The organism is Succinivibrio dextrinosolvens (assembly GCF_900116345.1).
GTDB lineage: Bacteria > Pseudomonadota > Gammaproteobacteria > Enterobacterales > Succinivibrionaceae > Succinivibrio > Succinivibrio dextrinosolvens_B.
The window spans coordinates 26,218-38,705 of the sequence record NZ_FPAH01000008.1; the positions used below are offsets into that span (position 1 = coordinate 26,218).

General features: G+C 39.9%; 11 protein-coding genes. 5 read left to right on the forward strand and 6 right to left on the reverse strand.

The annotated features are described in order from the left end of the window. The first annotated feature begins 94 nt into the window (after nucleotides 1-94). Together BM308_RS03935 and kdsA are read left to right on the forward strand one after the other, a co-directional pair. Entirely contained in the window at nucleotides 95-1,474 is a 1,380-nt protein-coding gene (locus BM308_RS03935; protein ID WP_074943041.1) for a sensor domain-containing diguanylate cyclase, read from the forward strand. Between the two features lie 150 nt (nucleotides 1,475-1,624). Beyond that, nucleotides 1,625-2,479 carry a 3-deoxy-8-phosphooctulonate synthase gene (gene kdsA / locus BM308_RS03940; RefSeq protein WP_074943043.1) on the forward strand — a complete coding sequence of 285 codons (855 nt, stop codon included), beginning with the start codon at nucleotides 1,625-1,627 and terminating at the stop codon, nucleotides 2,477-2,479. A 563-nt stretch (nucleotides 2,480-3,042) separates the two neighbouring features. On the opposite strand, the gene BM308_RS03945 is transcribed toward kdsA, so the two are convergent. From BM308_RS03945 to BM308_RS03970, 6 genes are all read right to left on the reverse strand, one after another. Then, entirely contained in the window at nucleotides 3,043-4,164 is a 1,122-nt protein-coding gene (locus BM308_RS03945) for a 5-methyltetrahydropteroyltriglutamate--homocysteine S-methyltransferase (RefSeq protein WP_074943044.1), read from the reverse strand. A gap of 180 nt (nucleotides 4,165-4,344) precedes the next feature. Further along, entirely contained in the window at nucleotides 4,345-5,712 is a 1,368-nt protein-coding gene (gene purB / locus BM308_RS03950; RefSeq protein WP_074943046.1) for an adenylosuccinate lyase, read from the reverse strand. Nucleotides 5,713-5,745: 33 nt separating this feature from the next. Then, a complete protein-coding gene (locus BM308_RS03955) occupies nucleotides 5,746-6,393 on the reverse strand; it encodes a lysogenization protein HflD (protein WP_074943047.1) in 648 nt (215 codons plus the stop codon). 4 nt (nucleotides 6,394-6,397) lie between these two features. Beyond that, nucleotides 6,398-7,519, reverse strand: a complete 1,122-nt coding sequence (gene mnmA / locus BM308_RS03960) for a tRNA 2-thiouridine(34) synthase MnmA (RefSeq protein ID WP_074943049.1) — start codon at nucleotides 7,517-7,519, stop codon at nucleotides 6,398-6,400. Between the two features lie 89 nt (nucleotides 7,520-7,608). Continuing rightward, nucleotides 7,609-8,076 (reverse strand): NUDIX domain-containing protein, encoded by a 468-nt coding sequence (locus BM308_RS03965; protein ID WP_074943051.1) that lies wholly within the window; start codon nucleotides 8,074-8,076, stop codon nucleotides 7,609-7,611. Between the two features lie 148 nt (nucleotides 8,077-8,224). Then, nucleotides 8,225-8,590, reverse strand: a complete 366-nt coding sequence (locus BM308_RS03970; RefSeq protein ID WP_074943052.1) for a DUF805 domain-containing protein — start codon at nucleotides 8,588-8,590, stop codon at nucleotides 8,225-8,227. Between the two features lie 451 nt (nucleotides 8,591-9,041). On the opposite strand from BM308_RS03970, the gene BM308_RS03975 reads away from it, so the two are divergent. The 3 genes from BM308_RS03975 to icd all read left to right on the forward strand — a co-directional run bounded on the left by BM308_RS03975 (nucleotide 9,042) and on the right by icd (nucleotide 12,463). Beyond that, on the forward strand, nucleotides 9,042-9,518 hold the full coding sequence (locus BM308_RS03975) for a hypothetical protein (protein WP_074943054.1): 477 nt from the start codon (nucleotides 9,042-9,044) through the stop codon (nucleotides 9,516-9,518). Nucleotides 9,519-9,835: 317 nt separating this feature from the next. Next, a complete protein-coding gene (locus tag BM308_RS03980) occupies nucleotides 9,836-11,086 on the forward strand; it encodes a tetratricopeptide repeat protein (RefSeq protein WP_074943055.1) in 1,251 nt (416 codons plus the stop codon). 123 nt (nucleotides 11,087-11,209) lie between these two features. Further along, nucleotides 11,210-12,463: an NADP-dependent isocitrate dehydrogenase gene (gene icd, locus BM308_RS03985; protein WP_074943057.1), complete on the forward strand. Its 1,254-nt coding sequence runs from the start codon at nucleotides 11,210-11,212 to the stop codon at nucleotides 12,461-12,463. Nucleotides 12,464-12,488: the final 25 nt, after the last annotated feature.

Genomic DNA, 12,488 nt, shown 5'->3' on the forward strand with positions numbered 1-12,488 from the left:
ATATCAGAATATAAATCAGTGTTATATTTAAAATATAGAGAAGTGTTACTGTTTGTATAAATTATGAATCAGCTAAAAGAAGGTATCTGTGATCATGGAATCTAATAATTATAACGAATCAGAGATGGTTAATGAGGTAGATCTTCTTCAGGAAGCACTTGGTTCTGGAGCCTGGAATATGACTTTCAACCAGAACGGTGAAATGACTTCTGTAAAATGGAGTCAGGTTTTTCGACGTATGATTGGGTATAAGGATGAATCAGACTTTCCTAACGAATTCAGTTCCTTCGAGGACAGACTTCATCCAGATGATAGGGAAAGAGTGGTTAATCAGTATTGGAACGCTGTAAAAGATTATACCAATCGAACAATTTATGATACTGAATACAAATTTCTAACCCATAACCGAGGATATCGCTGGTTCCATGCGGCAGGAAGAATTGCCAGAAGAGAAGATGGATCACCAATATCTATTGTTGGTTTCTTTATTGATATCGATGACAAGAAAAAACTCGAGGAAAATCTAAAAGCAGCGGATGCAGTAAAATCGGAACAGCTAAGAATTCTGAAGTCCCTTGCTGATATGTATTATTCTATGCATCTGATTAATCTTAAAACCGGAACAATAACAGAATACTCTTCAGGTGGCGAGTTAAAGGAATTTTTGGATAAAAAAATCTCTGCACCTGAAAAAATGCGGCTTATTATGGAGAACGTCATTGTTCCTCAATATCGTGATAGTGCCTTAGAGTTTACTGATCTCACGACTATTAGTGAACGTATGAGAGGTATTAAGACTCTATCCTCTGAGTTCATTGGACAACATACAGGCTGGTTTATCGCTAACTTTATTTCTGTAGAAACTGATAATGATGGCTGTCCTACTGTCGTACTGTTCTCAACACAGGTAATTGATGAACGCAAGCAGCAGGAACAGGTGTTATTTTTGCGTTCAGTTACAGATGATATGACCGGATTCCTGAATCGAAGAGCATACGAGGCACAACTTGAATATTATCGCAGAAATCCAATTCCTGACAATCTGGTGTTCACTATGTTTGATATAAATCATCTCAAGCAGGTTAATGATACTCTTGGTCATGCTGCTGGAGATGAACTGATTTATGGGTTTGCAGATATAGCTGAAAAACTGAAACATCTGCAGGGAAAAAATAAAAAAATTTATCGTACTGGTGGAGATGAATTTGTCGGTATATTTTACTTAACCCCTGATGAATATACCATAGGAGAAAGAGAATTCTTTATACATGTTAATCAGTGGCAGGGCAAACTTGTAAAGAATATGTCTATTTCGGCTGGCCATGCCTGCAAGGTAGATTATCCTGATGCAAACATAGATGAACTTGCAAAGCTTGCTGATGAGAGAATGTACAAGGCAAAGGCCGAATATTACAAGAATAATGGACTTGATCGCCGAAATACCTCAATTTCGCAATTAGATTCAATCAGCTAGATCTCCAGGAATTCGGTGGCAATACAGATTGATTTGTTTGTCACCGATATTTTTCTTCTATTTATTTTTTTTATGTTCCTTTCGGCTGATGGTTAAATAGAATCTTTTTCTTTTCATGGTAAAATTAACTCAGTATTAAGGAGTTATTTTATGCAGCATAGAGTAATTGAGATTGGAGATATCAAGGTTTCCAATCAGAATAAGTTTGTTCTATTTGGTGGAATGAATGTTCTTGAGAGTCGTGATCTTGCAATGAAGGTCTGTGAACATTATGTCAATGTCACCTCAAAACTTAATATTCCATACGTTTTTAAGGCAAGTTTTGACAAGGCCAACCGTTCATCTGTATTTTCCTACCGTGGCCCTGGTCTTGATGAAGGCATGAAGATTTTCGAGGAATTAAAGAAAACCTTCAACGTTCCTGTAATTACCGATGTTCATGAAGTCTTTCAGGCTCCTATTGTTGCAGAAGTCTGTGACGTTCTGCAGATCCCTGCATTCCTTGCAAGACAGACGGATCTTGTAGCTGCTATCGCCAAGACCGGAAAAGTAATCAATATTAAGAAGCCTCAGTTCCTTTCACCATCTCAGATGGTAAATATTACTCAGAAGATTGAAGAATGCGGAAACCGAAACATTCTGCTTTGCGATCGCGGAACCAACTTTGGCTATGACAATCTGGTTGTTGATATGCTCGGCTTTGGCGTGATGAAGCAGGTCTGTGGCGGATATCCTATTATTTTCGACGTTACTCATTCTCTGCAGTGTCGTGACAGTACAGGTGCAGCCTCAGGCGGCAGAAGAGCTCAGGTTGCAGACCTTGCTCGTGCTGGTATGGCTGTAGGTATTGGTGGTTTATTCCTTGAGTCTCATCCAAATCCTAATGAGGCAAAGTGTGATGGACCTTCTGCACTGCCTCTTGATAAACTTGAACCATTCTTAAAACAGTGCAAGGCAATCGATGATCTGGTTAAATCATTTGATGAACTAGATACCTCTAAATAATCATTTCCAAATCAATGCTGGTGATTCTACCAGCATTATCTCTTTTTCACGCTTAAAATTCGACAAACCATTTTCTCTTAACGCAGACAGAGATTGTACAATGCATTATTCTATTTGAAGGACCAGTGACTTAATTGCTAAGATAGGTATGTTGGATATGATAGAATTAACGACCGTAGAGCGATAGCTCTATAAAAAGGGTGGTTCTAATATACTTTTAGAGCCATTCGGCAAAATGGCTCTAAAGTAATTAGAACTAATTGTTTAATCTAATTAAGGAATATTCTTATGAAAACCTTAATTATCTTAATAGTTGTTCTAATCTTACTGTTATGGTCTGCAGCCGTATGGTAAATTAGAACATACTCTTTTAGGTAGGGGGCTTAACAGTTTCCTACTTTTTTTATTATAGGCTCACTGTTTCTAAAACTCAACGAATAATGATTGAAAACTGAGCTCTGTCTAAAGCCTAATCAATTAAATTCGAACTTAATGATATAAAATGAAAAGAGATGGACTGTTAGGTTAGTTCATCTCCTTTCCTTATACAATTCTGAGCGTTTTTACTGATTATCGCCCCAGACTTCGCTCGCAATATCCTTAACCAGTTTCAGTTTTGCCCACTGATCTTCATCGGTTAGCTTGTTTCCAATTTCACATGAAGCAAATCCGCACTGAGGGGATAGATTCAGTCTGTCCAGATCAACGTATTTTGATGCCTCTGCGATTCTCTTCTTGATGAAGGCCTTATCCTCAAGCTCAGCTCTCTTTGAAGTAATTAGTCCGAGGATAACTTTCTTATCCTTTGGAATATACTTCAGTGATTCAAAACCGCCTGAGCGTTCGTCATCAAACTCAAGATAGAAAGCATCAACATTCTCTTTTGCAAATAAGAATGGGGCTATCTTATCGTATGGACCTGTGCAGGCATAGGTTGAATGGTAGTTACCGCGGCAGACGTGAGTTGTGATTGTCAGATCGGCAGGCTTACCCTCAAGAGCAAGGTTATTTACTTTGAGATACTTGTTTGCTTCATCCTCAAATGATACATTTCCGTTCTGACGGTTGGCCCAGTATTTCTCATCTACGAACATTCCCCAGGTACAGTCATCTAGCTGAATGTTTCTACATCCTGATTCATAGAGTTCTTTGATTACGGTTCTGTAGGCAGCACCGATGTCCTCAATCAGAACATTGATATCAGGGTAGAATGCTTTTGTATTCTCAATGTTGTCCTTTCTGAACAGCTCTGCCAGAAGCTGCGCTGGAGCAGGGAAGGTCTGTTTTGCCACAGTGTTCTCATCCTCAAATTCTTTAACAAATTTGAAGTACTGAACGAATGGATGGTTTTCACCGGTGATTTTGCCGGTAACCTTTATTGAACCCTTAGCGGTTTCTTCTCCGTGGAAGAAATAACCGTGGCTTAATTCAGTCTCTTCAATACCATTTAGTCCCCAGAAGAAATCAAGATGCCAGTAGGCTCTTCTGTACTCGCCGTCGGTAATTACGTGGAAGCCAGCATTCTTCTGTTTCTGGATAAGCTTGGCAATTTCCTCGTTTTCTACAACATTCAGCTCCTCTGCTGAAAGTTTGTTTGCCTTGTATAGATTTCTTGCATTCTTAACAGCGGCTGGTCTTAAGAAACTGCCCACATAATCAAATCTGAATGGTATTGTCTTGTTCATATAGATCTTTCCTTATTATTTAATTTTAATAGGAATAAGTTATATGATTGAGACGTTTTTTTCTAATACTGATTTTGAATAGGTGGGTATAGTTAAAGGCTATAACTATAAATTAAAAACCTGAAGACCTCTCTGAAAAGGAGCTTCAGGTTTAGATTTGAACTGGTCTATATCTTCTTATTAGATATCTTTAGCAAATTGAACTGCACGACCGATGTATTTTGCTGGAGTCAGACCTCTTAGCAGAGCCTTAGCCTCTTCTGGCATATCAAGCTCCTCAAGGAAGTTTTCCATGATTTCCTTAGTTACTCTCTGACCGCGGGTTAGAGCCTTTAACTTCTCATATGGATTCTCAATGCCGTAGCGGCGCATTACAGTCTGGTATGGCTCAGCTAGAACTTCCCAGTTGTTATCCAGTTCAACAGCAGTATGCTCGGCATTTGCCTGTAGCTTTGAAATCCCCTTCAGAGTGGACTTGTAGGCAAGAATTGAGTAACCGAATGCTACACCTAAATTACGTAGTACAGTTGAGTCGGTAAGATCTCTCTGGAATCGTGAAATAGGCAGCTTGTTGCCTAAGTGAACGAATAGGGCATTGGCAATTCCAAGGTTACCCTCTGAGTTTTCAAAATCAATTGGGTTAACCTTATGAGGCATGGTTGAAGAACCAATTTCTCCTGCAATAGTCTTCTGAGTGAATACACCGTTTGAAATATAGCCCCAGATATCTCTGTCAAAGTCGATTAGGATGGTGTTGAATCTGTCAACTGCAGCAAACAGCTCAGCAATGTAGTCATGAGGCTCAATCTGAGTGGTATAAGGGTTGAAGGTCAGACCCAGATCTTCTTCAAACTTCTTTGAGAACTCATACCAGTCAACATTTGGATAAGAAACACTGTGAGCATTGAAGTTACCAACGGCACCGTTGATCTTACCCATGATTTCAACTGCTTCAATCTGCTTGCGCTGACGGCGCATACGATAAACAACATTTGCCATTTCCTTACCAATGGTGGTTGGAGATGCAGGCTGACCGTGGGTTCTTGCTAAAAGAGGAACATCTGCATACTTGTGAGCAAGCTCGGTAATCTTGGCGATGATTTCATCAATAACAGGGAGAATAACCTCTTCACGGGCTGTCTTCAGCATTAAAGCATGAGAGTTGTTATTGATATCTTCTGAGGTACATGCAAAGTGGATGAATTCCTTAACTTTTGCAATCTCTTCGCATTTTGCAGTCTTGTCTTTCAAGAAATACTCAACTGCCTTAACATCGTGATTGGTTACAGCTTCACGCTTTTTGATATCTAAAGCATCTTCTTCTGAGAAATTAGCGATGATGTCATCAATAAAAGCAATTGTTTCCTTTGAAAAAGCTGGAACTTCCTTAATTTCTTCGCAGGCTGCCAGGTGCTTTAACCATGTAAGTTCAACCTGAACACGGAAACGCATCAGACCATACTCTGAGAAGATTGGTCTTAGTTCTTCGGTCTTAGAACCGTAACGTCCGTCCAATGGTGAAATTGCAGATAGTGATGATAAGTCCATTTTAATCCTCATAAGATAAAGTACATCGAACTGTTAGGAAAACTTTTGTGCGTATTCTAAAATTGCCTTGCGACGGAATACCAGGAAACGTCGTCTGCCGCCAACCTGTCTCCACAGAATTACAGCTCTGATACCTGCAAGTAGAAGGGCTCTTATCTTTTCCTGATTTTCAGGAATTCTAAGATGGCGCTCCTCTCCGTAAATCAGGAGTTTTGCAAAGTTAGGGCTGATAATTGACTGATAAAGAGAACCGAAAAGATGAATGTTGGTTGGATCGTTAACGACTGATATACCAGCTTCAAAAAAGTCAGGATGCTCTGCAGTAACTGCTCTTTTCAGACCATCGATTTCGTCAGACAGTCTGCCGAAGATCTTTGAGTTTCTCTCAACGTTGTGTGCAAGAGAAATGAGCTTTAAGGCCATCTTGGTAACTTCGATGGTAGTAGCAGTCTTTGTAACATCAGATTTGCCGAAACTGTCTACAAGCTGTTTAAAACCAACCATCAGTCTTGATGGTTCATAAATATCCTCAATTGTTCTTGGATCGGTAACCAGAAGTGCTCTGAGTACACAGGAAACAGACTGTTCATCATAGTAACCGGTTGATGCCAGTCTCTGAATCTGAGTGCAGCACTGAAATAATGCTGCAAGTGCGATTGTCTCTGATTTAATATCGGTCATACAGCTAATCCTTGATGTGACTATCAATAACAGCTCCGCCTAAACAGTCAGGTCCGTCGTAAAAGACCACTGACTGACCAGGGGCAACAGCAGCAACAGGCTTTTTAAACATAACCCTCAGTTTTTCCTTTTCGCGGTAAATTGTACATTCAACATCCGGCTGACGGTAGCGAATTTTGCAAGTGCACTCAAATGGTAAGTTTGGACATTCTGTTATCCATGTTTCTGAAATTGCATTCAGTCCAATTGAGTATAAAGCTTTGTCGTCATTGCCTTCAGCTACAATCAGTGTGTTGTTCTTAACATCCTTGTCTACAACATACCAAGGTTTGCCGTTGCCGTCCTTTGTACCGCCGATGTTAAGGCCTTTTCTCTGACCGATAGTGGCGTACATAAGTCCGTCATGCTGTCCGACGACCTGACCTGTAACTGTTTTTATAGGACCAGGCTGAGCTGGAAGATATTTGGATAGGAATTCATGGAATCTCTTCTCTCCAATAAAACAGATTCCGGTTGAGTCTTTTTTCTTGGCAGTGGCTAAGTCAAGAGAATCTGCTATTTCTCTAACCTTAGGCTTCTCAAGATCACCTACAGGGAAAAGAACTCTCTCTAGAATATTTTGTCCGATAGCGTGCAGGAAATAGCTCTGATCCTTGTTCTTGTCAAAGCCTCGTAACAGATGTGCACGTTCGGTGTTAAAGCTTCTCTGGCAGTAATGGCCGGTTGCGATAAAGTCGGCTTTCAGAACCTGAGTTGCATAATCTAAAAATGCCTTGAACTTGATTTCCTTGTTGCAGAGAATATCTGGATTTGGGGTACGTCCTGCCTTGTATTCTGAAAGGAAAATCTCAAAGACGTTATCCCAGTATTCGGCTGCAAAGTTGATAGTCTTAAGCTCAATTCCGAGCTTGTCACAGACCTTCTGTGCATCTTCACGGTCCTGTGCTGCTGCACAGTAGGATTCATTGTCGTCCTCTTCCCAGTTCTTCATGAAAAGGGCTGTAACCTTCATGCCGTGCTCTTTTAAAATTGCAGCACTGACAGATGAATCTACACCGCCTGAAAGGCCCAGAACAACATGCTTTCCCTTCAGCACATCATAAGGAATTTTAGGATCAAAAATCATAAGCTAGTCTTTAATTATGACACCCCAGACTTATCAGAAGAGGGGGTTATTATGAAACGTTTATTTGTCTTAACCGAAAGCGACAGGATTTAAGGATGAATACTTCTGATTAGATCAACAGGATATCTTCTGCCAGCAAAGTAATCATCAAAATTCTGACCAACAAGGCGTGTTCTCCAGTAGTCCTTGCCCGCATAAATCTGCTCTTTGGTATACCATTTAACAGCAAGAATCTCATGATCTGGATCATCCGCCTTAAGACTTTCTGGTACTTCCTTGAACTTGGCCTCAAAACAGAATCTGTAAATGGTTTCGTTATCCTTTACATAGTCATTTATAGAGATCAGATTCAGAATCTCAACTTCGGCACCTGTCTCCTCGTAACCTTCTCTTTTAGCAGCTTCTAAAATGGTTTCTTTACCATCAATATGTCCGCATGGATTACCAAAAACCAGTCGGTTATTCTGATCTTCGTTGTATTCTTCTACGATTAGATATTTTCCGTTGTGTTCAATGATAAGAGCAACGGTTGCGTATGGTTTAAATCTTGTTGACATGTGTTTCTCCAATATCACTCTATTTTATCAGAAAAACGGCTATCTTGCATGGATGCTGATTTAGTAAAGGGGGAAGATATTCTTTTTGCAGTAGAGGATTAGTGGAATCCTCTACATGTAACCGAGGATCCCTGTAGAAAAAAACTGTCTAATTCTGAGAAATTGTCTTCCTCGACGCAAAACACAGGTAGATTACGTATGCTAATCCAAACAGAGGGATCAGGATAAACCATGCATAGTAAGGATTTTTGCCACAGTCTCTGAGTCTTCTTGGCATGCAGAAATAAGTAAAGAGAAATACGGTAATTGGTGGAAGGAAGTGAATCATCTGGCAGATGAATACAACCCCTGGTTCATAGGCTGAGGCAGCAACCTGATCTGCAGCTTTGCAGATTATTCTTAATACAATAAAAGTTACCAGAAAAAGTACCGTGAATATGGAGTAGGTTGTTCGGTTCATGGTTTTCTTCTGCTTTTGCAGTGGCTGTGCAGCGGTGATGATTTGTTCGGTCATGGCGAATCCTTTAAATTTAGTAAATAAATCCGCTGTATTCTGAATCTTCTATCTTAGAAAAGAGTTAGATAATCACGATTCTTTTGTCTTTTTCTTAAAAATCCGCCTGAGATCAAAATCGGTGTTCTGGTGCATTGTCTGTGCATTGATTATTTTAGGCAAAAAAACAAATTTTTTGTAAACGTTTTAATAATAATTTTCATGCCGTCTAGATCAGAAATGCACACAATGGCGTGTCATTGATCAATTAAAAAGAAGCTTCTTTCTATAGCTTAATAATTTGATTTTTTTAATAAATTTCTCTAAATGCGACATTCAACTCGTTTTGAAATTCTGAAACATAAGCTTGTTCACGTATTGATGATTTTCAATCAGAATCCGTAAACCTCCTCGCTATAATTAAAATGGTTCTGCAAATTTTGCATAAGATTCAAGAATGTGGAGGCATGACATGAAAACTAAGTCCGACCTGGTTCGTTTAGCTCAGAAAGATCCTAATCTTACAATTCCAAGCTTTGACAGTGATATAAACATCGTTCAGGAAATCAAGGCAAAAGCTGACAAAATGCATTCAACCAGACTGCCTATGCTGATTAAAGAGGTTGTAGGTCAGCTGAGTAACTCAATCAGCGAGCTAGAGGAAATCTATCAGGATGTCTATGAGATCTTTATCAATGGTTCTCCAAAGAATCTGGTGATCAGTGGTATTTCTAAGGAGTTCGTGTGTCTGGAGTTTCAGGTTGGAACCATTCACGTTGTTGATGAGGACATCATTGGTCTTTATATCAAGAAAAGAGGTCTGCCTTCAGTCGATCTTACCAATGCCGAGGTTTTTGCTGATATTCGTGATGTTGTGGTCAGTGAGTACAATGAGAAGCTCGGAACTTTATTTGTAAAGATTGTTGGTGCAAAACTTCTGATTGATTAAAGGAAAGTTTACTGCAAATTATTGCAGAAATTTTTGCTTTACGGATTTCTCTTTAACGACAAAAGTTGAAGTACATAATTACTTTGACTTTCTGTCGTTTATTTATTTTTTGGGAGGATGCGATAGATACAAACGGATATCTTACTTTTTGTTTCCTTAATAACAAAATTTCACATAATTCAGTTTTATAGCGTTAATCAATTAGCAAATCTATGAAGTTAACTCACAAAAATAAGTATTTCTCTGTATTTTGTCTCTTCATTTACTGATTCTTTTCTATTCTTTTATATATATAAGGTGTGTTTGAGGATATGTGTATGCTGCTATTGCGAAGTAAAAGTCTGTTTAAATATCTGGCTTTAGCTTCTTTATTCACGTGTTTTAATGCCTATTCAGAGGATCTTGATTTCAACGCTGCCGTAGAAGACTGCTACAAGGGTAGTGCCAGTGAATGTGAACTGGCAGGAGCCTTCCTTTATAAAAACAAAGATTACAAAAAAGCAGAAAAATATTTCACTATGGCCTGTGACGGAAAAAACAGCAAGGGCTGTAATGAGCTTGCACATATGTATCTTAAGGATGAACTGGGGAAGGCCTCTTATGATCGAGCGATATCCTTCTTTGAGAAAGGCTGTGATCTAAATTACGCCGGAAGCTGCAATAACCTCGGTAAAATCTATGAAACTAAAAAGTACGGACACTATGATTTAAAGAAGGCTCGTGACAGTTATGAAAAGGCATGCTACATGGGAGAGTCTTTAGCCTGTTCTAATTTAGGAAGAATTTTGGCCGATCCTAAAAATCCGGATAAGAATTCAAGAAAATCTAAGGAACTCTTTGAAAAGTCCTGTAAGGCTGATAATCCTGAAGGCTGTGTTGAGCTGGCAAAAATCTATCTTAAAGGAGATGCCGACGATATAAAAATCGGACTTAAGCTTTATGAAAAGGCCTGTTCTCTGAATTCAAAGGATGCCTGCTGGGAGGCAGGAAATATGTACGCGATACCAAAATCCAAAGACAGCAGAAAATCTGACCTTATCACCGCGTTTCAGTTTTATCAGTACGGCTGTAATATCGACAGTGCAGACTGCTGCTACAACTTAGGTGTGCTGTACGAATACTCCCCTGAGTTTAAAAAGGATTCTCATATGGCCTCAGAAGTGTATGAGAAGTCCTGTAAGCTTAAAGAAGGCTCTGGCTGTAATGCCTTAGGAACTCTGTATCAGGATGGTAAGGGTGTCGATAAATCCGAGCAGAAAGCTTTTTCTTATTTTGAAAAAGCCTGCAGTCTTAAGGTTTCTGATGGCTGTATGAATCTTGGGCTTCTGTATAAGAACACCCCTCGTAAAAACAATAAGCCTGACTATAAGAGCGCACTTAAATACCTTGAAATGTCATGTGACATGAATAATGGACTTGCCTGCGGCTATTTGGGGCTGATGCATGAAAAGGGGGAGGGCGTTGAGCGCAGCTATAAACGCGGAAAAGTCTATTACGATAAGTCCTGCGCCTTAAAATCAAGCTTTGGCTGCGATATGTCCCAGAAACTGGATGACATAGAGCCGTAATTTTCTAAGATACGTCACAATTGCACAAAAACTATACAATTTTGGCGTATCTTTTATATTGTCTTTAAATTCTCCCCGTTTTGCTACAATAGCTCCATAGAATTTTGAAATATGGAGTGACTAATGTTCAGCAGTAAAGTTGTTGTTCCTTCACAGGGTAGTGCAATTGAGATTGATGCAAATGGAAAGCTGATTGTTCCTGATAATCCTGTTGTTCCTTTTATACGTGGTGATGGTATCGGTGCTGATATTACACCTGTTATGCAGAAAGTTGTTGATGCAGCTGTAGCCAAGGCTTATAACCAGAAGAAAAAGATTTCCTGGATGGAGATCTATGCCGGTGGCAGATCAGTTGAGGTTTATGGAGACAATACCTGGCTGCCTGATGAAACCTTTGACTTCATCAGAAAGTATCACGTTGCAATCAAAGGTCCTCTGACCACTCCTGTGGGCGGCGGTATCCGTTCTCTTAATGTCGCTTTAAGACAGACCCTGGATTTATATATCTGTCTGCGTCCTGTTCGTTACTTCAAGGGCGTACCTTCACCTGTAAAGCATCCTGAGCTTGTTGATACTGTAATCTTCCGTGAAAATGCTGAAGATATCTATGCCGGTATCGAGTGGGAGGCAAATTCTGAGGGCGCAAAGAAACTGATTGCTTTCCTTGAAAAGGAAATGAATGTCAAGAAGATCCGTTTCACCGAAGACTGCGGTATTGGTGTAAAACCAATGTCAAAGGCCGGTACCGAAAGACTTATCGGTGCTGCTTTTGAGTATGCAATCGATCATGACAGAAAGTCTGTAACCATCGTTCACAAGGGCAATATCATGAAGTTCACTGAAGGTGCCTTTAAGAACTGGGGCTACAAGCTTGCTGAAGAGAAATATGGCGCCACAAAGGATGAGAAGGGCGTTGTAAGCTTTGTAAATCCAAAGACTCAGAAGCGTATCGTGGTTAAGGACTGCATTGCGGATGCTTTCCTGCAGAACATCCTTCTGTATCCACAGGATTATGACGTAGTCTGCGCTATGAACCTGAACGGAGACTATATCTCTGATGCTTTAGCTGCAGAGGTTGGCGGTATCGGTATTGCTCCTGGTGCAAACATTGGTGCTGACAGTGCAATCTTCGAGGCAACTCATGGTACTGCTCCTAATATTGCAGGTACCGGTAAGGCAAACCCAGGCTCAATCATTCTGTCAGCAGAACTGATGCTGCGTCATATGGGCTGGAATGAGGCTGCAGATCTGATTGTTGATGCTATGGAAAAGGCTATCAGCTCAAAGCGTGTAACTTCTGATTTTTCTGGTCTGATGGAAGGTGCAACAACCCTAACAACCAGCGAATTTGGAGATGAGATTATCAAGAATATCTAGCACATAATTGCTATTGTTATCCGTC